At 68.4% G+C, this 23,726-nt stretch carries 20 protein-coding genes; 15 read left to right on the top strand and 5 right to left on the bottom strand.

Translation table 11 applies throughout. The features are described from left to right. Positions 1-72: 72 nt before the first annotated feature. Both AC1MEQ_RS01625 and AC1MEQ_RS01620 read right to left on the bottom strand, forming a co-directional pair. A complete protein-coding gene (locus AC1MEQ_RS01625; RefSeq protein WP_479793374.1) occupies positions 73-780 on the bottom strand; it encodes a GNAT family N-acetyltransferase in 708 nt (235 codons plus the stop codon). Beyond that, complete coding sequence (locus AC1MEQ_RS01620) at positions 777-2,798, bottom strand: M3 family metallopeptidase (RefSeq protein ID WP_479793372.1); 2,022 nt, start codon at positions 2,796-2,798, stop codon at positions 777-779. Before AC1MEQ_RS01620 ends, AC1MEQ_RS01625 begins: the two co-directional genes overlap by 4 nt. A gap of 51 nt (positions 2,799-2,849) precedes the next feature. On the opposite strand from AC1MEQ_RS01620, the gene AC1MEQ_RS01615 reads away from it, so the two are divergent. The 10 genes from AC1MEQ_RS01615 (at position 2,850) to AC1MEQ_RS01570 (ending at position 13,982) form a co-directional block, all read left to right on the top strand. After that, positions 2,850-4,106 carry a CapA family protein gene (locus AC1MEQ_RS01615; protein ID WP_479793370.1) on the top strand — a complete coding sequence of 419 codons (1,257 nt, stop codon included), beginning with the start codon at positions 2,850-2,852 and terminating at the stop codon, positions 4,104-4,106. Positions 4,107-4,265: 159 nt separating this feature from the next. Then, a complete protein-coding gene (pdxT, locus tag AC1MEQ_RS01610; RefSeq protein WP_479793368.1) occupies positions 4,266-4,943 on the top strand; it encodes a pyridoxal 5'-phosphate synthase glutaminase subunit PdxT in 678 nt (225 codons plus the stop codon). A gap of 2 nt (positions 4,944-4,945) precedes the next feature. Beyond that, positions 4,946-5,704: a YebC/PmpR family DNA-binding transcriptional regulator gene (locus AC1MEQ_RS01605; protein ID WP_479793366.1), complete on the top strand. Its 759-nt coding sequence runs from the start codon at positions 4,946-4,948 to the stop codon at positions 5,702-5,704. 7 nt (positions 5,705-5,711) lie between these two features. Then, positions 5,712-6,317: a crossover junction endodeoxyribonuclease RuvC gene (ruvC, locus tag AC1MEQ_RS01600; protein WP_479793364.1), complete on the top strand. Its 606-nt coding sequence runs from the start codon at positions 5,712-5,714 to the stop codon at positions 6,315-6,317. A 98-nt stretch (positions 6,318-6,415) separates the two neighbouring features. Next, a complete protein-coding gene (gene ruvA / locus AC1MEQ_RS01595) occupies positions 6,416-7,039 on the top strand; it encodes a Holliday junction branch migration protein RuvA (protein WP_479793362.1) in 624 nt (207 codons plus the stop codon). Between the two features lie 9 nt (positions 7,040-7,048). Then, the gene (ruvB, locus tag AC1MEQ_RS01590; protein WP_479793360.1) at positions 7,049-8,155 is read left to right on the top strand and encodes a Holliday junction branch migration DNA helicase RuvB; all 1,107 of its coding nucleotides are present in this window, start codon (positions 7,049-7,051) and stop codon (positions 8,153-8,155) included. Positions 8,156-8,267: 112 nt separating this feature from the next. Next, positions 8,268-8,705 (top strand): preprotein translocase subunit YajC, encoded by a 438-nt coding sequence (gene yajC, locus AC1MEQ_RS01585; protein WP_479793358.1) that lies wholly within the window; start codon positions 8,268-8,270, stop codon positions 8,703-8,705. A 93-nt stretch (positions 8,706-8,798) separates the two neighbouring features. Then, positions 8,799-10,514, top strand: coding sequence for a protein translocase subunit SecD (gene secD, locus AC1MEQ_RS01580; protein WP_479793356.1), 1,716 nt, complete (start codon positions 8,799-8,801; stop codon positions 10,512-10,514). Next, on the top strand, positions 10,507-11,514 hold the full coding sequence (gene secF, locus AC1MEQ_RS01575) for a protein translocase subunit SecF (protein ID WP_479793354.1): 1,008 nt from the start codon (positions 10,507-10,509) through the stop codon (positions 11,512-11,514). Before secD ends, secF begins: the two co-directional genes overlap by 8 nt. A 239-nt stretch (positions 11,515-11,753) precedes the next feature. Continuing rightward, complete coding sequence (locus tag AC1MEQ_RS01570; protein ID WP_479796003.1) at positions 11,754-13,982, top strand: RelA/SpoT family protein; 2,229 nt, start codon at positions 11,754-11,756, stop codon at positions 13,980-13,982. On the opposite strand, the gene AC1MEQ_RS01565 is transcribed toward AC1MEQ_RS01570, so the two are convergent. Then, a complete protein-coding gene (locus AC1MEQ_RS01565; RefSeq protein WP_479793353.1) occupies positions 13,979-14,575 on the bottom strand; it encodes a hypothetical protein in 597 nt (198 codons plus the stop codon). The two genes, AC1MEQ_RS01570 and AC1MEQ_RS01565, sit on opposite strands and share 4 nt — an antisense overlap. Before the next feature lie 124 nt (positions 14,576-14,699). Continuing rightward, the gene (locus AC1MEQ_RS01560) at positions 14,700-16,376 is read right to left on the bottom strand and encodes a DUF349 domain-containing protein (RefSeq protein ID WP_479793351.1); all 1,677 of its coding nucleotides are present in this window, start codon (positions 16,374-16,376) and stop codon (positions 14,700-14,702) included. A gap of 226 nt (positions 16,377-16,602) precedes the next feature. On the opposite strand from AC1MEQ_RS01560, the gene hisS reads away from it, so the two are divergent. The 3 genes from hisS (at position 16,603) to AC1MEQ_RS01545 (ending at position 20,873) form a co-directional block, all read left to right on the top strand. Beyond that, positions 16,603-17,940 (top strand): histidine--tRNA ligase, encoded by a 1,338-nt coding sequence (gene hisS, locus AC1MEQ_RS01555; protein ID WP_479793349.1) that lies wholly within the window; start codon positions 16,603-16,605, stop codon positions 17,938-17,940. 122 nt (positions 17,941-18,062) lie between these two features. Continuing rightward, a complete protein-coding gene (aspS, locus tag AC1MEQ_RS01550) occupies positions 18,063-19,862 on the top strand; it encodes an aspartate--tRNA ligase (protein ID WP_479793347.1) in 1,800 nt (599 codons plus the stop codon). Between the two features lie 108 nt (positions 19,863-19,970). Beyond that, positions 19,971-20,873, top strand: coding sequence for a hypothetical protein (locus AC1MEQ_RS01545; RefSeq protein ID WP_479793345.1), 903 nt, complete (start codon positions 19,971-19,973; stop codon positions 20,871-20,873). Between the two features lie 14 nt (positions 20,874-20,887). Here AC1MEQ_RS01545 and dtd read toward each other — a convergent pair whose 3' ends face one another. Beyond that, the gene (gene dtd / locus AC1MEQ_RS01540; protein WP_479793343.1) at positions 20,888-21,328 is read right to left on the bottom strand and encodes a D-aminoacyl-tRNA deacylase; all 441 of its coding nucleotides are present in this window, start codon (positions 21,326-21,328) and stop codon (positions 20,888-20,890) included. Positions 21,329-21,505: 177 nt separating this feature from the next. Between dtd and AC1MEQ_RS01535 the strand changes: the two genes are divergently transcribed. Then, positions 21,506-22,843: a replication-associated recombination protein A gene (locus AC1MEQ_RS01535; protein ID WP_479796001.1), complete on the top strand. Its 1,338-nt coding sequence runs from the start codon at positions 21,506-21,508 to the stop codon at positions 22,841-22,843. Positions 22,844-23,034: 191 nt separating this feature from the next. Beyond that, positions 23,035-23,661, top strand: coding sequence for a 30S ribosomal protein S4 (rpsD, locus tag AC1MEQ_RS01530; protein WP_479793342.1), 627 nt, complete (start codon positions 23,035-23,037; stop codon positions 23,659-23,661). The last annotated feature ends 65 nt before the right edge of the window (positions 23,662-23,726 follow it).

The following is a 23,726-nucleotide window of genomic DNA, read 5'->3' as shown; positions in this document are numbered from 1 at the left end:
ACAAATGCGTCAGGTTTGGACCACGGGATCAACGTCGAGGAGCTCCCGGCCCGATCGCCCGTGCCGCCGGTGCTACTGGACCAGGTGCCGGCCCTTGCCGACCAGATCCATCCCGTTCGCCCGGAAGAAGGCGGACGCGCCGGGTGTCGAGGCGGCCAGCAGCTGATCCGGGCCGCCGAGGGACCCGAGCGGCTTGGCCAAGGCAGCCAACAAGGCGGTGCCAGCGCCCCGCCGCCGCGAGGACGGCCCCACGGCCAGCTCATGAACGGACACGTCGCCCCCATCGTGCCGGTAGGCCAGACCCCGCCCCGCCAGGTCGCCGCTGGGGGTGCGCGCCACGGCATGCTCGATGTGCCCGGGATCCACGATGGCGAGTTCGTCTCGGTCGGAACCGGTGGCTTCGGGAAGATCGGGCGTCAGCTGGACGTCACCGTCCCAGTCCCGTCGTTGGCGAACGGCCTCGGCGACGTCGTCGAAGCCGCCTGCATGCCAGAACACCGGCGGGGCATCGCGGAAGCCCAGGTCCGCCAGATCGGTGTCACGTGCGGCGGCGTTAAGCCAGACATGGACCTCGCGGGCGCCGAGTCGGGTGCCTTCGGCCAATCCCGGGCGCAGGCCCGCTGCTTCCGGACGGGAGGGGAAGAGCAGCACCAGGCGCTCCCTGGCGGGCTGCCACACCCACTGGCAACCATGGGTGGTGAACTCGCGGCCACCGGTCGCCGCGGCGAGCGATCGGTGCCAATCGGCAAAGGCGGCTTGCGCGCCGGCAATGGTCGTCACCGGGCGGCCGCGTCGAGCCCGCGGCGTACGAGCAGGGGCTGGAGCCGTGCCGGTCGACCCCGGAAGTCCTCGTACGACGTCAGGGGGTCGCGGGTGTTGCCGCGGGCGAGCAGCCCGGCACGGAACCGGTCGCCGTTCGCCCGGGTCCCGCCGCCGTTCTCCGCGAACCATTCCACCGTGTCGGCGTCGAGTACTTCGCTCCAGATGTAGGAGTAGTACCCGGCAGAGTATCCGCCGTCGAAGATGTGCTTGAAATAGCCGGTGCGGTAGCGCGGGGGAACCACTTCGGGGGCGAAGCCGGCCTCGCGCAGGACGCGGTCCTCGAAGGCCAGCGGATCGCCCGGATCCTCCCCGGCGGCGAGTGAATGCCAGGCCAGGTCCAGGACTGCTGCAGCGAGGTACTCGGTGGTCCCAAACCCCTCGCCCCACAGCTCGGCGGCGTGGATCCGTTCCAACGCGCCGTCGGGCAGGGCCTCACCGGTGTCCACATGCCGGGCGTAGGCGGCGATCAGTTCCTCGTCGAACTGCCACATCTCGTTGACTTGGGAGGGGTATTCCACGAAGTCGCGGGGGACGGCCGTTCCGGCCAACGAGGGGTAGATCCCGTCCGCGAAGAGGCCGTGCAGCGCGTGTCCGAACTCGTGGAACAGCGTACGCACCTCGTCGAGGGTGAGCAACGCCGGTTGGCCGTCGGCGGGGGCCGGGATGTTGAGGTTGTTGGTGACCACGGGCAGCTCCCCGAACAGCGAGGCGCCCACCCGGATGCTGTTCATCCACGCGCCACCCGCCTTGGTCGGCCGGGCGAAGTAGTCGCCGAGGAACAGGCCCAGGGTGCTGCCATCGGCGTCGGCGACCTCCCAGATGCGGGCGTCCGGGTGGTAGACCGGCAGGTCGTGCCGTTCGGTGAAACCGATGCCGTACAGCCGGGTCGCTGCCGCGAAGACCCCCTCGTGGATGACCCGGTCCAGTTCGAACCAGGGCTTCAGCGCCGCGGCATCGACTGCGTAGCGCTCGCGTTGCACCCGCGCGGAATAGTAGGCGCGGTCCCACGGCTCCACCGCGTGTCCGGCCACCTCGGCCATGACGTCCGCTTCGGTACGCGCGTTGGCCAGCGCCGGAGGCACCAGTGCAGCGAGGCGTTCCCTGACGGCATCCAGGGACGGGGCCGTCTGCGTCTCCAGGACGTAGGCCGCATGGTTCGGATATCCGAGCAGGCCGGCCCGCTCGGCGCGCAAGCGGGCCATGGACGATGCCAGGTCAAGGGTGGGGTGTGCCGCGTCCTGCCCCCGCCCGGTGGAGGCCTCGAAGAGGCTCCGGCGCGAATCCGCGTTTTCCAGGCGTGCCAGTGCCGGCTGGTGGGTGGGCAGGACCAGCGTGAGGAGGTAGCCGCCGTCGTGCCCTGCCTGGGTTGCGGCGCGGGCGGCGGAGGCGGTCTCCGCCTCGGAGAGCCCCGCCAGGTCCGCGGCGTCCCCGAACAGCACCGCAGCATCGTTCATCCCGGCGAGCAGCGCGGTGGAGTACCGGGTGGACAGTGCGGAGATCTCGGCGTTGAGTTCGCGCAATCGGGCCTTTCCGGCCGCGTCGAGGCCGGCTCCGGCACGGCGGAAGGCCTTCAGGGTCTCCGTGCTGAGCCGTGCCTGCTCGCCGTCGAGGCCTCCGGCGGAACCGACCGTCTCCAACCGCGCGTTCAGACCGGCATCGAGGTGCACGGTGTCGCCATGTTCGGTCAGCAACGCCTGGATCTGCCCGTCGGCGTCGAGGATGTCGGGTGTGCCGTGGGAGGGCTTGACGTTCGAGAACGCCATGATCGCCCGGCGCAGTGTTTCGCCGCTGACCTCGAAGGCCTCCGTGGTGTTGGCGAAGGTCGGCTCCCCGGACGAGGACGTGATCGCGTCGATGGCCGTGAGCTGCTCGGCGATGCCGTGCCGGACCGCGTCGACGTAGTCCTGGGCCGTCAACGTGTCGAAGGCGGGCATCTCGAACGGCAGCGGACTCGTCGTCAACAGGGGATTGGTCATGAAGGCAGCTTTTCACACCCTCCGGCCCGGCGCGACGCATACCATCGAGGCATGACGATCGCCGCCGCCCCAACCCGCTCCCGGAGCCGGCGCCCATCGGCCCCAGACCGCTGGTTCCGGCCTGTGGGCGGCGTGGCCGTCGTCTGCGCGGCGGCCCTGCTGCTCGCCGGGTGCACGCCCGCGGACGCCCCGACGTCCACCGTTTCGACGGCGGGGCCAACGCGTCACCCTTCGCCGGCCCCCGGCTCGTCAACCCCGGCCGCCACAGCCCCCGGAGCCGCGGGCTCCACCCCGGCCGCCCCGCAACAGGTGTCCGTCGCCGTCACCGGGGATGTGCTGCTGCATCCGCCGCTGTGGGAGCAGGCGCGGGCCGACGGAACGGCGAAGGACCCGGACTTCCGGCCGCTGCTCTCGGGATTGGAACCCTACCTGGACGACGCGGATCTGGCGGTCTGCTCCCTGGAGACCCCGGTCGGCACGCCCGACGGGCCGTTCAGCGGCTACCCCTCCTTCGTGGTCCCCCCGCAGATCCTGCCGGCCCTGGGGTCCACCGGCTACGACGCCTGCACCACCGCCACCAACCATGCGATCGACGGCGGGACGGCCGGGCTCGAACGCACCCTCGACGCGCTCGACGACGCAGGTCTGCGCCACACCGGGACCTACCGCAGTGCGGCGGAGGCGGCCCGGCCATTGATCCTGGACGCCGGGGGAGCGCGCATCGGGATCATCACCGCCACCTACGGTCTCAACGGGCTGCAGGCCGACACGCCCTGGAGGGTCGACCTCATCGACACCGACCGGATGATCGCCCAGGCGAAGGCGGCCCGGAAGGCGGGCGCCGACGTCGTCCTCGCCGGGTTCCATGCCGGCCAGGAGTATTCCAGCCGTCCCACCACCAATCAGCGCTCCACCGCCCGCACCCTGGCCGGCAGCGGGGTCTTCGACTTCGTCTACTCCCACCACACCCACTCGGTGCTGCCGATGGAGAAGCACGACGGCGTCTGGATCGCCTATGGCCTGGGCAACAGCGTCGCCGCCCACGCGACCGACCTGGCGGTGAACCGCGAGGGTGTGAGCCTGAAACTGGACTTCACCCGCACCGCGGAGGGCTGGAAGGCCTCCCCGCCGCGCTGGGCGGCCCACATCATGGCCCAAGATCCGGTGCGCTGGTGCGCGCTGCCCGCGAAGACGCCCTGCACCACGGCCGGCGGCGATGCCGCATCCCTGGAACGCACCCGCTCCACGCTCACCGCCCTGGGCGCGGACGACGACGGCGCCCTGCCGTGGCGTCCCACCCCTCGCTGATCCTGCCGGCGCGGCGGAAAGGGCGAGCCGGCCATGAGACGGAGCGTGTCGCCGCCCGCGCGGCGTTGCCCCGCGCCGAACTATGCTGGATCGTCCCCATTCTTCGGCCGCATGCCGTGCGGCCCCATCTCCGGCCGGTGCCGGAAGAGGCGGTTGTGCATGCTCACAGTTGGTGTCCTGGCCCTGCAGGGCGACGTGCGCGAACACGTGGCCGCGCTCCAGGCGTGCGGGGCGAAGGCCGTCCCGGTCCGGCGCCCGCAGGAACTCGACGGCCTGGACGGGTTGGTCCTGCCGGGCGGCGAATCGACCACCATCGACAAGCTGGCCCGCATGTTCGGGGTGGCCGCCCCGTTGAAGGCGCGCATTGCCGACGGGTTCCCGGTGTACGGATCCTGCGCCGGGCTGATCCTGCTGGCCGACCGCATCGTGGACCCCGCCACGGACGGGGCGGGTGTGGCCCAGCAGAGCTTCGGGGGCATCGACATGACCGTGCGTCGCAACGCCTTCGGCCGGCAGGTCGAGTCGTTCGAGACCGACCTGGACTTCGCCGGACTCGAGTCGCTGCCGCGCCCGGCCGGGGTTCCGGCCGATGCCCCGGCGGACCCGGTGCACGCCGTGTTCATCCGAGCCCCCTGGGTGGAAAGCGTCGGTGACGACGTCCAGGTCCTGGCCTCCGTACAGGTCCCCAGCGGGCCGCACGGCACGGATTCGGCAACGGACAGTAGAATCGTTGCAGTACGTTCGGGATCGCTGCTGGCCACCTCCTTCCACCCGGAGGTCACGGGGGAGCGCCGGATCCATGAACTTTTCATCCAGCTGATCAAGGGAGAAGCGTAAGCATGTCAGGCCACTCCAAATGGGCAACGACCAAGCACAAGAAGGCCGTCATCGACTCGCGGCGCGCCAAGTCGTTCGCCAAGCTCATCAAGAACATCGAGGTCGCCGCCCGTGCCGGCGGCGCCGACCTGGCCGGTAACCCGGCCCTGGAAGTCGCCGTCTCCAAGGCGAAGAAGACCTCCGTACCTAACGACAACATCGATCGGGCCGTCAAGCGCGGTGCCGGGCTCACCGGCGAGGTCATCGACTACGCCGAGATCATCTACGAGGCGCGCGGCCCTCAGGGTTCGGCACTGCTGGTCGAGTGCCTGACGGACAACAAGAACCGTGCGGCCTCCGAGGTCCGCCTGGCCATCACCCGCAGCGGCGGCACCGTCGCCGACCCCGGCTCGGTCGCGTACCTCTTCGCCCGCAAGGGTGTCGTGTACCTGCCCAAGAAGGACCTCACCGAGGACGACGTGCTCATGGCGGTCCTCGAGGCCGGTGCCGACGAGGTCAAGGAGTCGGGCGACAGCTTCGAGATCCACTCCGAGCCCACCGACCTGCGCGCCGTGGTCAAGGCACTGGAGGAGGCCGGAATCGACTACGAGTCCGACGAGGTCGAGTTCGTCCCCTCGATGCACGTGGACCTCGACGCCGACGCCGCCCGCAAGTTCCTCAAACTCACCGACGCGCTCGAGGAACTCGACGACGTGCAGAACGTCTACTCCAACGCGGACCTCTCCGCCGAGGTCATGGCCGAGCTCGAAGCGGACGACTAGCACCACCATGACATTGCGCGTGGTCGGCGTCGACCCGGGACTGACCCGCTGCGGCCTGGCCGTGGTCGACGTCGAACCCAACCGCAGGGCCTCGCTGGTCGACGTCACCGTGGTCGGCACCACGCCCGACACCCCGCTGGACCAGCGGCTGCTGGCCATCGCCGAGGGCATCGACACCTGGCTGGACCTGCACCGCCCGGACGTGCTCGCCGTCGAACGCGTCTTCAGCCAATTGAACGTCAGCACCGTGATGGGCACCGCCCAGGCCTCGGGCATCGTCATCGTCGCCGCCGCGCGGCGGGGCATCCCGGTGGCCCTGCACACGCCCACCGAGGTCAAGGCCGCCGTCACCGGCAGCGGCCAGGCCAACAAGGCAGCCGTCGGCAAGATGGTCGCCAAGATCCTGCGCCTGGACGAGCCGCCGAAACCCGCCGACGCCGCGGACGCGGCCGCCTTGGCCATCACCCACGGCTGGCGGGGGGCAGCCCCCGGCGCGCAGGCCTCCGCCGGGGTCAGCGGGGGATCCAGCGGGCTGACGGCCGCCCAGCGGGCGTGGGCCGCCGCCGAGGCCACGGCCCGGTCCACCCGGACGTCGCGGGCGCCGCGTCGCTGAGCTCCTGCGCACCGGCGACCGGGTAGGGTATTCGTAGATATGTTCGGATACCCGCTTGCGGTCGCCGACACCAGCACGACGCCGGAGGAAGGCTTTCCATGATCAGTTCCCTGAACGGCGTGGTCACCCATGTGGCCCTGAACAGCGCCGTCATCGAGGTCTCCGGGTTCGGGATGCTCGTCCAGGCGACCCCGCAGACCCTCTCCGGCCTGCATCTGGGCCGCGACGCCCTCGTCCACACCTCGATGGTGGTCCGCGAGGATTCGATGACCCTGTTCGGTTTCGCCACCCCGGGGGAGCGGGAGGTCTTCGAGGTGCTGCTCTCCGTCGCCGGCGTCGGCCCCCGGTTGGCCCTGGCGGTGCTGGCCGTGCACACCCCCGAGGACGTCCGCGTTGCCTCCTCGAGCGGGGACACCAAGGCCTTCACCCGTGTTCCGGGCATTGGCCCGAAGGGTGCGCAGCGGATCGTCCTGGAACTCGCGGGCAAGCTCGCTCCCACCGGCGAGACGACGTCTGCCGCGCCCGACACGGCCGCTCCCGTCTGGAAAGAGCAGGTCCTGCAGGCCCTGGTCGGCCTCGGCTGGACCGAAAAAGACGCCGAGAAGGCCCTGGCGGCGACGGCGAAGGCCGAACCCGATCTCGTGGCCGGGGGCCAGGTCGGGGAAATCCTCAAGTCCGTCCTCCGCGATCTGGGTCGCGGAGCATCGGTCGGCGGACGCTAGGCTACGACCATGTCCGAGAACCAGCAGATCACCGCCTCGACGTCCGAGCCGGAAGAACGGGCCCTCGAGGCGGCGCTGCGGCCCAGGAACCTCCACGACTTCGTCGGTCAGGCACGGGTCCGCCAGCAGTTGTCCCTGATGCTGGAAGCCTCGAAAATCCGCGGGCGTTCCGCAGACCACGTCCTCCTGTCGGGCCCCCCGGGGCTTGGCAAGACGACACTGGCGATGATCATCGCCGCGGAGATGAACGCCCCCTTGCGGATCAGCTCCGGGCCGGCCATCCAGCACGCCGGCGATCTCGCCGCGATCCTCTCCTCCTTGACGGAAGGCGAGGTCCTCTTCCTGGACGAGATCCACCGGATGAGCCGCCCCGCCGAGGAAATGCTCTACATGGCGATGGAGGACTTCCGGGTCGACATCGTCGTCGGCAAGGGCGCCGGCGCAACGGCGATCCCGCTGGAGCTGCCCCCGTTCACACTCGTCGGCGCCACCACCAGGGCGGGCCTGCTGCCCGGCCCGCTCCGTGACCGGTTCGGCTTCACGGGGCACTTGGAGTTCTACTCGACGGACGAATTGGAGCTGGTCCTCCGCCGGTCGGCGATGTTGATGGACATGTCGGTGAATTCCGCGGCTTTCGCCGAGATCGCCATGCGTTCCCGGGGCACCCCGCGGATCTCCAACCGCCTGCTGCGGCGGGTACGGGACTGGGCGCTGGTCCATGGCCTCGAGCAGATCGATGCCCGGTCGGCGTCCGCCGCCCTGGACATGTACGAGGTCGACGCCCGCGGGCTGGACCGGCTGGACCGCAACGTCCTGACCGCCCTGTGCACCAAGTTCGGGGGAGGACCGGTCGGTTTGTCGACCTTGGCGATCGCGGTCGGCGAGGAAACCGAAACCGTTGAAACGGTTGCCGAACCCTACCTGGTACGCGAAGGCCTGCTGGGGCGGACCCCCCGCGGACGCATCGCCATGCCGGCTGCCTGGGAACACCTGGGTCTCGCCGCACCAGCCGATGCCGCGCTCTTCGGCGAGCCCGGAGGGCAATTTGGGCGCCAGAAACCGGCCGCATCCGGCGAATCCGCCACGATCGGCCCTCAAGACGACGCCCCGCGCTGAGGTCCCGGTCACTGAACCTCCAGCCTCGACCTATACAATGGGTACTTGCCCTCCAGTGCGCCCTGTAGCCAGCGTGCACGGAAGCCCCCAGAACAGAAACAGGTAGTAACCCTTGACCTCCACGATATTGGCCCAGGCTGCAGCACCATCGGGCTTCGATCCGATGACCCTCATCCTCATCCTGGCGTTCGCGTTCCTCATCTTCATGATGTTCCGCGGGCGCAAGAAGGCGCAGAAGCAGCAGCAACAGTTGCGTTCGCAGCTGGAGCCGGGCTCGGAGGTCATGACCAACTTCGGTCTCTTCGGTACTGTCCTGTCCATCGACACAGACGACAACAAGGTCACCTTGGAACTGTCGCCGGGCACGACGGCCACCGTGCACTCGCAGGCCATCGCCAAGGTCGTGCCCGTTGCCGCCGCCGAGTCCACCGAACAGGCCAACACGCCGTTGCCCGAGGACGAGGCCCCCGCCGGGCAGTCGGCCTACGGCGAGACCGCGGACGAGACGCTGCGTCGTCTCGACAGCGAAGGCAAGAACAAGAACGACTAAGTGCATCGCGGCGTCGGTTCCCCCCGGGGGCCGACGCCGCGTTCTGCCGTCATTCGATGCCTTTCACGGGTGTCTTGAGCAGAAAGTCCCACCATGACTAAGACTGGCCCGATCAGGCACGCACGTCGCGCGCTCTTGTGGCTCGGCGTGATCATCATCGCGCTGTCGGCGGTGCTGGTTTCCGGCGTCGCCACCAACCAGGCGAGCTTCGCACCCAAGCTCGCCCTCGACCTCGAGGGCGGGACGCAGATGATCCTCTCTCCGAAGGTCCAGGGCGGGGCCGCCATCAACCAGGACCAGCTGGATCAGGCGGTCAAGATCATCCGCCAGCGCGTCGACGGTTCCGGCGTCTCCGAAGCAGAGATCACCACCCAGTCGGGACGCAACGTCGTCGTCTCCATGCCCGGTGTCCCCGACAAGAAGACCCGAGAGCTGATCCAGGCCTCCGCGAACATGGAGTTCCGTCCCGTCATCAAGGCCGGCAGCTGGGATGCGACTCCGAAGGCCGAACGCACCAAGGCCGCCGATCTGCCCCAGCCGACCAAGAAGCCGGAAAACGGTTCCGATACCAACTGGATCGACGCCAGCCTGCAGAAGAAGTTCGAGGCCTACGACTGCACTGCGCAATTGGCCAAGTCGAACATCGAGTCCGCCGACCCTGACAAGCCGACCATCGCGTGCGATCCGGACCAGCACGTCAAGTACATCCTGGGCCCAGTGGCCATTCCGGGCACCGACATCGCCAACGCCACCTCGGGGATGCAGACCTCACAGCAGGGCTTCAACACCGGCAAGTGGGTGGTGAACCTCGAGTTCAACGGCGAAGGAACGACCAAGTTCCGTGAGGTGACCGAACGCCTCGTCAAGATGCAGGGCGCGCAGAACCAGTTCGCCATCGTCCTGGACGGCAAGGTGCTCTCGGCGCCGACGACCAACGCCCTGATCGCAGATGGCAAAGCGGAGATCAGCGGCAACTTCACCGAAGAATCGGCCAAGGCGCTGGCAGAGAAACTGAAATACGGCGCCCTGCCCATCAGCTTCGAGATCCAGAGCGAGCAGCAGATCTCCGCGACGCTGGGCTCCGACCAGCTGCGCATGGGGCTCATCGCCGGCATCATCGGCCTCGCCCTCGTGGCCCTGTATTCCTTCTTCCAGTACCGCCTCCTCGGAATCGTCACGATCTTGTCCCTGGTCGTCGCCGGCATCCTGACGTATCTGGCCATCGTCCTGCTCGGGTGGGCACAGAACTACCGGCTATCGCTGGCCGGCATTGCCGGCATCATCGTCTCCATCGGCCTGACCGCCGACTCGTTCATCGTGTACTTCGAACGCATCAGAGACGAACTCCGCGACGGCAGGAGCCTGCCCTCCGCCGTGGAAACCGGCTGGAAGCGGGCCAAGCAGACCATCATCGCGTCGAAGGCCGTCAACCTGCTGGCAGCGGTCGTGCTGTACATCGTCGCTGTCGGCAACGTGAAGGGCTTTGCCTTCACCCTGGGCCTGACGGCGATCGCCGACCTCATCGTGGTCTTCCTGTTCACGCATCCGACGCTGCAATTGCTGGCCAAGACCCGCTTCTTCGGGGAGGGGCACCGGCTTTCGGGCCTGGACCCCTCGCTGCTCGGTGCCGAGGCACTCTACAAGGGCGCCGGCAGGCTGCGTGAATACCGGCCCAGCCCGGACGCGGGCAAGCGCAACGGTGCCGCCTCCAAGGAGGCAGCCCGACGGCAGACAATCGCCGAACGACGACAAGCGGCCCGCACCGGTGAAGACCAGTCCCCCGCGACGAAGGAAAACGACAATGCCTAATCTCGCTTCATGGGGCAATGACCTATACACCGGCCGGCGGTCCTACCCCTTCATCGCCAAGCGCAACCTGTGGTTCCTGATTGCCGGGGTGCTGGTCATCATCGCGATCATCATCCCCGTCGCCAAGGGCGGCTTCAACCTGGGCATCGAGTTCCGCGGTGGTTCGGAATTCACCGTCTCGCAGGTCTCGCACACCGATATCAAGCCCGGTGAGGAAGCCGTCAAGGCCGCCGCGCCGGACCACGAACCGACGGTCACCAACATCGCGGCAAACACCATGCGCATCCAGACCGACCGCCTCACCAACGACCAGACGTTGCAGGTGGCCGACGCCTTGGCGAAGGCGTACGGGGTGTCGTCTTCCGAGGTGACCTCCTCCTACGTGGGCCCTTCCTGGGGTGCAGACGTCTCCCAGCAGGCCTTCTGGGGTCTCATCGCGTTCGTGGTGCTGGTCGCACTGCTGATGGCCGTCTACTTCCGGACGTGGAAGATGTCGCTGGCCGCGATCATCGGACTGTTCACGGTGGTGATCGTGACAGCGGGCATCTATTCGCTCTCGAACTTCGAGGTCACACCGAGCGCGATCATCGGGTTCCTGACCATTTTGAGCTATTCGCTGTATGACACGGTGGTGGTCTTCGACAAGATCCGGGAGAACACCGCCCACACGTTCAACCAGTCGGAACGCACGTTCATCGAACAGATCAACCTGGCGATCAACCAGACGCTGGTCAGGTCGATCAACACCTCCGTCGTGGCCGTTCTCCCGGTGGCCTCGATCCTGTTCATCGGCTCCTACCTGCTCGGGGCCGGCACCTTGAAGGATCTGTCGCTGGCACTGTTCGTGGGCATCATCGTCGGCACCCTGTGCACGATCTTCGTCCAGGCCCCCCTCTACGCGGTATTCCGCCATGGAGAGCCCGACGTGCGCAAGCACAACGCCAAGGTCCTCGCCAAGCGCGGCGACAGCACTGTCTCGAAGGCCGCCACTGCCGGATGACGCCGGGGTGCCCGGGGCCCGCATGTGACCCCGGGCCTCCACGGGTGCTATAACTTTGAATAACGGACGGGCCACGGCTGGGACTACCCACCCGTGGCCCACCGGTACCCAGACCAGGGCGCAGGATGCGCTCGGGATCAGCGAGAGGAGCTGCCATGGCGGAACCCACAGCCCGGGCAGCGCGCGAAGCCGAGGAACCGGCGCCGCCGCCACCGACGGCACGCCGCCGCGGCGGAACCATGTCACGCCTCGCCCGCTTCGCCGGCAGGAGCACCTCGGGCCAGCCCCCGATCCTCGAACCCCTGCTGCGCACCGTGCGTGCCAACAGTCCGCGCGAAGACCTGGACCTGATCACCCGGGCGTTCACGGTCGCCGAACGCTGCCACGAGAACCAGAAGCGCAAAAGTGGTGACCCCTACATCACCCATCCCGTCGCCGTGGCGACCATCCTCGCCGAGATGGGCATGACCGGAACCACGCTGGCGGCTGCATTGCTGCATGACACCGTCGAGGACACCGACTACTCACTGGACGACCTCAGCCGGGAATTCGGTGAAGAGGTGGCCATGCTGGTCGACGGGGTCACCAAGCTGGACAAGGTCCAATTCGGTGACGCGGCACAGGCCGAAACCGTGCGCAAAATGGTCATCGCCATGGCCCGCGACATCCGGGTCCTGCTCATCAAACTCGCCGACCGCCTCCACAACGCCCGGACCTGGCGCTACGTCTCACCGGAGTCCAGCGCCAAGAAGGCCCGCGAAACCCTGGAGATCTTCGCGCCGCTGGCCCACCGGTTGGGCATGAACACGATCAAATGGGAACTCGAGGACCTCTCCTTCGCCGCCCTGCATCCCAAGGTGTACGAGGAGATCGTGCGCATGGTGGGGGATCGGACCCCAGAACGGGAGAAGTACCTGACCACCGTCAGGACACTGATCGGCGAAGACCTGCATCAGGCACGAATCAAGGCGACGATCACCGGACGGCCGAAGCACTACTACTCCATCTACCAGAAGATGGTGGTGCGGGGTAAGGAATTCGACGACATCCACGATCTGATGGGCGTGCGCGTTCTGGTCGACTCCGTCCGGGAATGCTACGCGACGTTGGGAAGCCTGCATTCGCGGTGGAACCCGCTGCCGGGGCGGTTCAAGGACTACATCGCGATGCCCAAGTACAACATGTACCAATCGCTGCACACCACGGTGATCGGCCCCGGCGGCAAGCCGGTGGAGATCCAGATCCGCACCCACGATATGCACCGCCGCGCCGAATACGGCATCGCAGCCCACTGGATGTACAAGTCCGGTGCGGCCAAGACGAAGGCCGTGGGGCACGACGGCCAGGACATGAACTGGCTGCGAAGCGTGATGGACTGGCAACAGGAGACACGGGATCCCGGTGAGTTCCTCGACTCGCTGCGTTTCGAGATCAATGCCGCCGAGGTCTTCGTGTTCACTCCCAAGGGCGAGGTCATGGCGTTGCCCGCCGGTTCAACTCCCGTGGACTTCGCCTACGCCGTCCACACCGAAGTCGGGCACCGGACCATTGGCGCGCGGGTCAACGGCAAACTCGTCCCGCTGAACAGCGAACTGCACCACGGGGACTGGGTCGAGGTCTTCACTTCCAAGGCCGAGGGGGCGGGTCCGAGCCAGGATTGGCAGGGATTCGTCAAGAGCCCCCGTGCCCGGAACAAGATCCGCCAGTGGTTCACCAAGGAACGCCGCGAAGAAGCCATCGACAAGGGCAAGGACCAACTCACCCGGGCGCTGCGCAAGAACAACCTGCCGCTGCAGAAACTGATGACGCACGACACGCTCACCGCCGTCGCCCAGCAGTTGCGCCACAGCGACATCGCCGCCATGTACGCAGCGGTCGGTGACGGACACACCTCCGCCCAGAACGTCATCGAGCACCTGACCGCTCTGGTCGGCCCCAATCATCCGGACGAGGCCGATTTCGACGAGACACCGTCGTTCACCCCGGGGACCTCGCGGCAGACCTCCGATGCCGGTGTGGTCGTGGCCGGTGCCGGTGACGTCATGGCCAAGCTCGCCCGCTGCTGCACCCCGGTGCCCCCGGATGCCATCCGCGGTTTCGTCACCCGCGGATCGGGCATTTCCGTGCACCGTGCCGATTGCGCCAACCTGCTGGCATTGGCGGAGGATTCCGAGCGGATGGTGGACGTCAAATGGGCGCCCACCCAATCCAGCGTCTTCCTGGTCGAGATCCAGGCCGAGGCGTTGGATCGCAAGTCGCTCCTCTCGGATGTGACCAAGGTCCTCTCCGACAACCAGGTCAACATCCTCTCCGCCAGCGTGCTGACTGGACGAGATCGGGTCGCGATTTCGCGCTTCTCGTTCGAGATGGGGGATCCGAAGTACCTCAACCACATCCTCAATGCGGTGCGGCGCATCGACGGCGTATATGACGTCTACCGGACCTCGGAGGGCAAGCGCAGGACCTAGGGCAGCGCCGTCAGCTGTGGCAGGCCGTCCACCATCGCCAGTGCCGCACGTTTACCAGGCCGTCGTCCGGTGGCCTCGATCGCCGCGAGGAGTTGCCCGCGTGAGCAGCCGGTGCGCCGGGCGCCGAGCATCCGGCTGAGGACACGTCGCGCCGGGGCAGGGGGTGCGTGGAAGGCCACATCCAGGGCGGTACGGGCCGGAGTGGTCACCTGCATCAGGCCGATCCTCAGGACCTCCTCGTCATTGAGCAGGCACTCATGCAACGAGATGCCGATATCCGGGCGGCGCAGCGGCAGCCGGTGGAACCTGGCCACCAGCAACTCCAGTTCCGGGGGCTGGGCGAGGAAGCCGTGGACCCATGCCGCCGTGAGACGGCCGATGACGGCCCCTTCCCGTAGCCGTGGACCTATGTAGGAGGCCACGGCTGCCGTCCGGACCTCGGCCGATTCCGTCAGGTCCGTGCAGACGTAGGCTCCCGGGAGGACGACCCGGAGCACGCCCTCGGTCTGGAGAACTGAAAGCTCGGGCGCGGTGAAGGGCTTTCCCGGTTGGTAGATGGCCGTCTCGGCCGGGCCGGCCAGCAGGTCTGTCATGAGGACACTCTGGCAAAGGTACGGCCCAGGAAAAAGGGCCGGCCACCAGTCTGTGGATACTGGTGACCGGCCCCTCACAGGGTGCCCCGCGGGCGGCGGAAGTCGCCGTCCCGCGTGCGGCGGTCTACTCGAAGTCCTCCGCGGACTTCTGCAACGTCTCCAGCCAGGCGCGGCGGGCGGACAGCGCCTCTTCCGCGCCGCGGATCTTGCGGTCGTTGCCGGAAGTCTTGGCGGTCTCGAGGTCCGACTCGAGATCGGCGATGGTGTCCTCCAGCTGGGTGAGCATGCTGTTCGTCCGGGCCTTGGTTTCCGGGTTGGAGCGACGCCACTTCTCGTCCTCGGCGTCGCGCAGCGCGTCCTCCACGGTCCGCATGCCGCCTTCCATCCGCTGCATCGCCGAACGCGGCACCTTGCCGGCGGCTTCCCACCGGTCACGGATCGGCTCGAAGGCCTTCTTCGCCGCCGCCAGATCCTTGATCGGCAGCAGGGCGCGGGCCTCGACCAGAATGGCCTCCTTCGCCGCCAGGTTGGCCTCGAATTCCTGATCCAGTTCCTCGTTCGCCCTCGAACGGGCATCGAAGAAGACGTCCTGGGCAGCACGGAACCGGGCCCACAACGCGTCGTCGTCCTTCCGGGAGGCGCGCTTGGAGGCCTTCCACTCATCCATCAAACGGCGGTACTCCCCGGCCGTGGGGCCCCAGTCGGTGGAACCGGAGAGGGCCTCGGCACGGGAGATGAGGTCCTCCTTGGCGCGCTTGGCGTCCGAGTTGTCGGAATCAAGCTGGGAGAAGAAGGCCCTGCGGTGCCGATCGAAGGTCGTCCGCGCACCACGGAATCGCTTCCACAGCGCGTCCTCGGTGGGGCGACCCAGACGGGGGCCGTTCTTCTGCGCGGACTTCCACAGGTCGAACAGCTCGTTCATCCGGTTGCTGCCCTGTTTCCACTGCACGCTGGCGGGGTCCTGCGCGGCCAGCGTCTCGGCCTCGGCCACGATGGCCTCGCGGGCCGCCAACTCGCGGGCACGGTTCTCCTCCTGTACCTGGCGTTCGGCCTTCTGGCGCTCGGCGACCTCGCCCCGGACGACGTCGATGCGCTGCTGCAGCGCCTTCAGGTCGCCGACCATGATGCGCTCGGTCACAAGTTCCTGGAGGTGGTCGAGGGTCTTGTTCATATCGGCCGATGGCGCCTGCGCAGCCACCCGCTGTTCCAGCAGGAGCAGTTGGCTCACGACGTCGTCGTACTTGCGCACGAAGTAGGCCAGTGCCTCCTCCTGGGCGGCATCGGGGTACTGGCCGACCGGAAACTCCTCGTCGTCAACCAGCACGAAGACGTGGCCGTCTTCGGTGACGCGGCTGTATTTGGCGGCCTCGGCCAGATCGCTGCTGTAGGCCGGGGGAGCGGGGACCACCGGGGTGGTCGGGTTTTTTTGGCCCGCCGTGGCGGTGGCCGGCGTCGGCTTGGCCGGCGGGTGGGGGACCGATGCAGGCGTCGGCACGGGCCGCGGGGTGGCCGCAGGCTTGGGGGCCGGGGTCGGCTGGGGTGCCTCTGCCGGGGCCGGCGCGACCGCATCCTCCGCCTGCTCGGCGTCGTCGGATTCGCCGGGGGCCTTCTCGCCGGGGGCCTGCTCGGCGTCGGCGGATTCGCCGGGGGCCTGCGCGGTGTCCGGTACCGCGGGCGCGTCCGGCTCGGTGGTACCGGTTGCGGGGTGTTCGGGGGCCGACTGGTCGGGGATGTTGGCTTCGACGCCTGCCGCTTCGTCGGGCTGCTGGGCGTTGTCGTCGGATTGCTTGGAGCTGGTCACCGCTAAAACTCTTTCGTTGGGGATCGTCCCGGGAGTACCCCGGGACCCATGTTTCCCCCGTCACTTTACCGAGTCGCCGCGGAAACACGGTAGTTTGCTGGCGGCCGGGTCGCCATGCCGGGAGCGAACGTCCTAGAATTGTGCGGTTACTGGCCGTTTTCCGTGCCGTCGATGGCGGCGAAGTCAGTACCGGCCCATGAACTTTCGCGAAGGAGCTTCCCCCGATATGGCACGCAAGGCCTCCCTGTCCGGTTTCCCCGAATGGCTGCCCAACGAACGCCTGGTCGAGCTCCACGTGCTGGACGCGCTGCGTCGCACGTTTGAACTGCATGGCTTCGGCAACATCGAGACGCGTGCCGTGGAAACCGTGGGGCAGCTGCTGCGCAAGGGTGAGATCGACAAGGAGGTCTACGGGCTCTCCCGCCTGCAGGCCGACGAGGACGAGACCGTCGGAACCGATCCGAACGCGTTGGCCCTGCATTTCGATCTCACCGTGCCCTTCGCCCGTTACGTGGTGGAGAACGCCGGACATCTGCCGTTCCCGTTCCGCCGGTACCAGATCCAGAAGGTCTGGCGTGGCGAACGCCCTCAGGACGGCCGCTTCCGCGAATTCACCCAGGCTGACATCGATGTCGTGGGCGACGGCTCGCTGCCGTTCCGCTACGACGTCGAACTGGCGCTGGTCATTGCCGATGCCCTGGGTTCGCTGCCGATCGGGGAGTTCACGGTGCGGGTGAACAACCGCAAGCTGGCCGAGGGCTTCTACCGCGGTCTCGGCCTCGAGGACACCGCCGGGGTGCTGCGCAGCATCGACAAGCTGGAGAAGATCGGCCCCGAGAAGGTCGCCGAACTGCTCATCACCGAGATCGGGGCCACCGCCGAGCAGGCCCGGGCCGCGCTGGCGTTGGCCTCCATCCGGACCGCTGACACCTCCTTCGTGGGGCGGGTGCGCGCCCTCGGCGTCGAGCACGAACTGCTGGATGAGGGCCTGGCCGAATTGACCGAGGTCATCGAGGCCGCCGGCCGGCGCGCGCCGGGCACCGTCGTCGCGGACCTCTCCATCGCCCGCGGCCTGGACTACTACACCGGCACGGTCTACGAGACGGTCCTGGTCGGGCACGAGAAGCTCGGCTCCATCTGCTCGGGCGGGCGCTACGAGTCCCTGGCCTCCAAGGGCAACCGGGTCTTCCCCGGCGTCGGGCTGTCCATCGGCGTGTCCCGGCTAGTCTCCCGGCTGCTGGCCGACGGCGGCCTGCAGGCGACCCGCGATGTGCCCAGCGCCGTGCTGGTGGCACTGAACGACGACGATTCCTGGTACCCGGCGCAGGATGTCGCCACCGCGCTGCGCGGGCGCGGCATCGCCGTGGAGGTGGCCGCCAAGGCGGAGAAGTTCGGCAAGCAGATCCGCTACGCGGATCGCCGGGGGATCCCCTTCGTCTGGTTCACCGCCGCCGACGGCACCCACGAGGTCAAGGACATCCGCAGCGGCGACCAGGTGGCCGCCGACCCGCGGACCTGGACTCCGCCGGCCGCGGACCTGCAGCCCGGAATCACCACCTCCTGACCCCCGGTTGCCCCGGCGCCGCCGGCTGCCGGTAAACTCGAAGGCAATCCACGATTCACAGCGCGTGCCGTGGCCCGGTCACCAACCGGTTCGCACGCGAAAATACCCTCGAAAGGACATCAGTGCTGCGCACTCACGACCTGGGCACGCTCAGGGCCGAGCACATTGGACAATCCGTCACCCTGGCCGGCTGGGTGGCCCGCCGCCGGGACCACGGAGGGGTAGCCTTCCTGGATCTGCGTGATGCCTCCGGAGTGGCCCAGATCGTCGTCCGCGACGAGGCCGACTTCCACTCCTTGCGCAATGAGTTCGTGCTGCAGGTCACCGGCACCGTCGAGGCCCGTCCCGAGGGCAATGAAAACCCGGCCCTGGCCACCGGCGAGATCGAGGTCATCGCCGAGTCCGTCGTCGTGCTCAACACCTCGGCACCGTTACCCTTCCAGATCGACGCGCATGTCGAGGTGGGCGAGGAGGCGCGCCTGCGCCACCGCTACCTGGACCTGCGCCGTCCGGGCCCCAACGCCAACATCCGGCTGCGCTCCGAGGTCAACCGGGTGGCCCGCGAGCTGCTGCACGGCGAGGGCTTCGTCGAGATCGAGACCCCGACGCTGACCCGCTCGACCCCCGAGGGCGCCCGCGACTTCCTGGTCCCGGCACGCCTGGCCCCCGGATCCTGGTACGCGTTGCCGCAGTCCCCGCAGCTGTTCAAGCAGCTGCTGCAGGTCGGCGGGTTCGAGAAGTACTACCAGATCGCCCGTTGCTACCGCGACGAGGACTTCCGTGCCGACCGGCAGCCGGAGTTCACCCAGCTGGACATCGAGGCCTCATTCGTCGAGCAGGACGACATCATCGCCCTGGGCGAGGGCATCGTGAAGGCCCTCTGGCAGCTGATCGACGTGGAGGTCCCGACCCCCATCCAGCGCATGACCTACGCGGACGCCATGCAGAAGTACGGATCCGACAAGCCCGACCTGCGCTTCGGCCTGGAATTGACCGAGCTGAAGGACTTCTTCAAGGACACCACCTTCCGCGTGTTCCAGGCACCCTACGTCGGCGCCGTCGTCATGCCCGGCGGGGCCTCGCAGCCGCGCCGCACCCTGGACGCCTGGCAGGAATGGGCCAAGCAGCGCGGCGCCAAGGGCCTGGCCTACGTGCTGCTCCAGGAAGACGGAACGCTCACCGGACCGGTCGCGAAGAACCTCACCGACTTCGAACGCGAGAACCTGGCGGCCACCGTGGGCGCCAACCCCGGGGACTGCATCTTCTTCGCCGCCGGCGCCGCTGCCGAGTCCCGCGCCCTGCTCGGCGCCGCCCGCGTGGAGATCGGGCACCGCACCGGACTCATCAAGGACGGCGACTGGGCGTTCGTCTGGGTCGTCGACGCCCCGATGTTCGAATCCGCCGAGGCCGCCGTCGCCTCCGGTGACGTGGCCGTCGGTTCCGGCAAATGGACCGCCGTCCACCACGCCTTCACGTCCCCGAAGCCCGAATTCCTGGACACGTTCGACCAGGACCCGGAGAACGCCCTCTCCTACGCCTACGACATCGTCTGCAACGGCAACGAGATCGGCGGCGGTTCCATCCGCATCCACCAGGGCGACGTCCAGAAACGCGTCTTCAAGCTGATGGGGCTCGATGAGGAGTCCGCGCAGTCCAAGTTCGGCTTCCTCCTCGAGGGCTTCAAGTTCGGCGCCCCGCCCCACGGCGGCATCGCCTTCGGCTGGGACCGCGTGGTGCAGCTGCTGACCAACTCGGACTCGATCCGCGACGTCATCGCGTTCCCGAAGACCGGCGGCGGCTTCGACCCGCTGACCCAGGCGCCTGCCCCGATCACCGCGCAGCAGCGCAAGGAAGCCGGCGTGGACTCCAAGCCCGAGCCGAAGAAGTCACCGAAGGACGAGGCGGCCGACGCGGCCAAGTAGCCGTAGCCCGTTAACCGCGTCCTGCCGAAGGGGCGCCCGCACCACCGGCGGGCGCCCCTTTTGCGTCATGCCGCCACGCTGTCAGAACCACCGAACCCAAGGAATCCCGTGCCGAGCACCGAGCAGCAGATCACCACCGTCCTGGACCAGGAGCAATCGACGACCACCGGGCGTGGACTGGTCCAGCTGATGCTCGTCGGCCTCGGGATCATGGTGGCCTTCCTGGGGCTGCGCATGGGCCTGTCCGACGGGTGGTCCGCGGCTTCCTTCCACGGACCGGCCGTCCCCCTGCTCCCCGTCGTGCCTGGGGGCCTGGCCCTCGCCTACGTGGCCCGGTCACTATGGACCCGCGGCCGGTTGCGGGCGGCACGGGGACTGGCCGCCGCGGCCGTCGTCGTGCTGGCCGGGGGCATCGGCGTGGTCGCCAACCTTCCCACTGACATTTTCCCCGGCCCGCCGAATTGGGTCCTGATCCTTTCCGGGGCTCTCGTTTTCATGGTCGGGCTGTTGATGGGCGCCGGGCCTGCGAGGACCCTGGACGACGGCGGCTCGGCGGATCCGCGCCGGTGGTCCACCCGCACGCAGAACCTGCTGCGTGGCCGCTACGGGTTCGGGCGTTCCGAGGCGGAGTCCACCGTCGAGGACTTCCTCGGGGAACGGGAAGCAGCCGGGACCGCCGAGACGACCGGGAAACCGCAGACCCATCCCGAGGTGGTCGCCGCGCGTCTGGCCGCCGGCTCCCCGGCCGCGGCCTCGCGGACGATCCTGCTGAACCGGTCCGCCTGGCTGGTCGCCGCAGCGCTCTGGGTGGGTCTGCTCGGCGTCCCCCAATTCGTCGGGTTCGGAGCCACCCCGGCGGGGGCGTTGCCGCTGGTGATCGGGGTAGTGGTCCTGGCCTGGTCGGTGCTGCGTTTCCTGCCCGCACGCCGGGGAGCTGACGCGGCGGCCCTGCTGGACCGCCGCCGGACCCGCACGCGGCGCATTGCGTTGGTCATCAATTCGCACGCCTAGAGGCGGACGCCGGTTCAGCCGGGCAAATCCGCCGTGTCGACGATCAGGGTGAACGGCCCGGAATTCACCAGCGACACCTCCATGTGCTCACCGAACACCCCGTGTTCCACGCGGGCCCCCAGCCCGCGTAGCCGCTCCATGAACTCCTCGTACAGGGGTTCGGAGACGGCACGTGGCGCTGCGGCGGACCAGCCGGGCCGCCGGCCCTTGCGCACGTCGCCGTAGAGGGTGGATTGGCTGACGACCAGCAGCGGAGCGCCGGTATCGGAGCACGACTTCTCGTCCTCGAGCATCCGCAGCCTGAAGATCTTCTCCGCCAACCGGGCGGCCTCCGACGGCGTATCGGTGGTCGTCACGCCCAGCAGCACCAACAGGCCCGGCTCCCCGATGGCGCCAACGACCGTCCCGTCGACCTCGACCGAGGCCCGGCCCACCCGCTGCACTACCGCTCTCACACCCATCTCCCTTGTCCGTGGCACGTTGTCGTGTCCACCGTATCGGGCCACGGCGCACACCCCGGCAGGCACTGGCACTAGGGTGGATGGGTGACCGATTTGCTCAGCCCCCAGGACGACGCCGAGGAGGAGCCCGGCCGCGGTCCCTCGCGTCCGCGTCCCCCATTGGCGGTGCGCATGCGGCCTCGCACGGTCGCCGAACTCGTTGGGCAGCAGCACCTGCTCAAACCCGGCTCCCCGCTGCTCCAACTCGCCGGGGTCGACGGCCCCGGCCCGTCGGGGCCCTCCAGCGTCATCCTCTGGGGGCCACCCGGCACGGGAAAGACCACCATTGCCCACGTGATCGCCCGCGCACCCGGACGCCGGTTCGTCGAACTCAGCGCCATCACCGCCGGGGTCAAGGACGTCCGCAGGGTCATGGACCAGGCGTTGACCGACCGCGACATGAACTCCATCACCACGGTCCTGTTCCTGGACGAGATCCACCGCTTCACCAAGGCCCAGCAGGACGCGCTGCTGCCCGGCGTGGAAAACCGCTGGGTCGTGCTCATCGCGGCGACCACCGAGAACCCGTCCTTCTCCGTGGTCTCCCCGTTGCTGTCCCGCTCGCTGCTGCTGACACTGAAACCCCTCGAGGAGGAGGACATCCGCAGCCTCGTCGTCCGCGCGGTCGGCGATCCCCGCGGGCTCGACGACACGGTCGCCCTCGAGCCCGAGGCACTGGATCACATCGTCCGGCTCTCCGGAGGCGACGCCCGCCGCGCACTGACCGCCCTGGAGGCCGCCGCCGGCGTCGCCTGGGGCGAAAGCGCCGGGAATTCCGGTTCCGAGGACGACGGCGATGCCCCGCCGGAGGGGCAGGAGGCCCCTCCGGCGCGGATCACGGTGAGCACCGCCCATGCCGAACGGGCCATGGATGCCGCCGTCCAGCGCTACGACCGGGCGGGGGACCAGCACTACGACGTGATCAGCGCGTTCATCAAATCCATCCGCGGTTCCGACGTCGACGCCGCCCTGCACTACCTGGCGAAGATGATCGAAGCGGGGGAGGACCCCCGGTTCATCGCCCGGCGGATCATGATCAGCGCCTCGGAGGACATCGGGATGGCCGACCCCACCGCGTTGCAGACCGCCGTGGCCGCGGCCCAGGCGGTCCAGCTGATCGGCATGCCCGAGGGGCGGATCATCCTGGGCCAGGCCGTGGTCCATCTGGCCACCGCGCCGAAATCGAATGCGGCGTACAACGGGATCAACGCGGCCATCGCCGACGTGCGCGCCGGCAAGGGCCACGGCATCCCCACCCACCTGCGCGATGCGCATTACCCGGGGGCGGGCCAGCTCGGCCACGGCAAGGGCTACGTCTACTCCCATGACGCACCGCATTCGATCGCCGAACAGCAGTACGCGCCGGACGACCTGGTCGGGCGGGACTATTACACGCCGAACGCCAATGGCAACGAGCGGGGCATCGGGGAGCGCCTGGCCCGGATCCGGCGGATCATCCGCGGCCGCTGAATGCGCGGCGGCGGGCGCCACGATGCTAGGATTGATCCTTGGCTGGCAAGCCGATCCCATCCGCATCACCCCTCGGGGGGCACCTTGTGCCGCGGTGGAGGTCGAGTTGTAGTACCAAGGGAGCGGCTTCCCTTAACTCTCCGACATGGAGGCCAGTAACACACAGCCGCCGTAAGAGAAGAAGGACACCAGTGGCTAACAACACACGTGCCCGCCGTAAGGTCCGCCTGTCGCGTTCCCTCGGCCTCGCCTTGACCCCCAAGGCAGAGAAGTACATGGAGCGTCGTCCCTATGGCCCCGGCCAGCATGGACGCGCCCGCAAGAAGCAGGATTCCGACTACGCGGTGCGTCTGCGCGAAAAGCAGCGTCTGCGCGCCCAGTACGGCATCCGCGAATCGCAGATGGCCCGCTACTTCGAGGAAGCCAAGCGCACCTCCGGCCAGACCGGTGAGAACCTGGTGGAGCTCCTCGAAATGCGTCTGGACGCCGTGGTCCTGCGTGCAGGCATCGCCCGCACCATCGCCCAGGCCCGCCAGCTCGTCGTCCACCGCCACATCGTGGTCGATGGACAGCGCGTTGACCGTCCCTCGTTCCGTGTGAGCGAAGGCCAGCTGGTCGCCGTCCACGAGCGGTCCGAGACCATGGTTCCGTTCCAGGTTGCCGCCGCCGGCGCGCACCGTGACGTCCTCCCGGCCGCCCCGGCCTACCTGGACGTCAAGCTGGAATCGCTGCAGGCACGCCTGGTGCGCCGCCCGAAGCGCTCCGAGGTCCCCGTGACCTGCGAAGAGAACCTCGTCGTCGAGTACTACGCCCGCTAGGAACCAGCGTCAGCTGAATTCCGGGGCGCGGTATGCGCACCACACGGAGCCCGTGACCAGCCGGT

The sequence above is a fragment of the Arthrobacter sp. ASL1 genome, from assembly GCF_056680475.1.
Note: the sequence above shows the minus strand (reverse complement) of the source record. Positions and strands in the feature narration are given on the sequence as shown.

Excerpts from the sequence above, each read along its gene's own strand:
- AC1MEQ_RS01570 (WP_479796003.1), top strand. The coding sequence starts at position 11,754 with ATGTCACGCCTCGCCCGCTTCGCCGGCAGGAGCACCTCGGGCCAGCCC.
- ruvC (WP_479793364.1), top strand. The coding sequence starts at position 5,712 with ATGACATTGCGCGTGGTCGGCGTCGACCCGGGACTGACCCGCTGCGGC.
- secF (WP_479793354.1), top strand. The coding sequence starts at position 10,507 with ATGCCTAATCTCGCTTCATGGGGCAATGACCTATACACCGGCCGGCGG.
- ruvA (WP_479793362.1), top strand. The coding sequence starts at position 6,416 with ATGATCAGTTCCCTGAACGGCGTGGTCACCCATGTGGCCCTGAACAGC.
- secD (WP_479793356.1), top strand. The coding sequence starts at position 8,799 with ATGACTAAGACTGGCCCGATCAGGCACGCACGTCGCGCGCTCTTGTGG.
- AC1MEQ_RS01535 (WP_479796001.1), top strand. The coding sequence starts at position 21,506 with ATGCGGCCTCGCACGGTCGCCGAACTCGTTGGGCAGCAGCACCTGCTC.
- pdxT (WP_479793368.1), top strand. The coding sequence starts at position 4,266 with ATGCTCACAGTTGGTGTCCTGGCCCTGCAGGGCGACGTGCGCGAACAC.
- hisS (WP_479793349.1), top strand. The coding sequence starts at position 16,603 with ATGGCACGCAAGGCCTCCCTGTCCGGTTTCCCCGAATGGCTGCCCAAC.
- AC1MEQ_RS01605 (WP_479793366.1), top strand. The coding sequence starts at position 4,946 with ATGTCAGGCCACTCCAAATGGGCAACGACCAAGCACAAGAAGGCCGTC.
- AC1MEQ_RS01620 (WP_479793372.1), bottom strand. The coding sequence starts at position 2,798 with ATGACCAATCCCCTGTTGACGACGAGTCCGCTGCCGTTCGAGATGCCC.
- ruvB (WP_479793360.1), top strand. The coding sequence starts at position 7,049 with ATGTCCGAGAACCAGCAGATCACCGCCTCGACGTCCGAGCCGGAAGAA.
- AC1MEQ_RS01615 (WP_479793370.1), top strand. The coding sequence starts at position 2,850 with ATGACGATCGCCGCCGCCCCAACCCGCTCCCGGAGCCGGCGCCCATCG.
- AC1MEQ_RS01565 (WP_479793353.1), bottom strand. The coding sequence starts at position 14,575 with ATGACAGACCTGCTGGCCGGCCCGGCCGAGACGGCCATCTACCAACCG.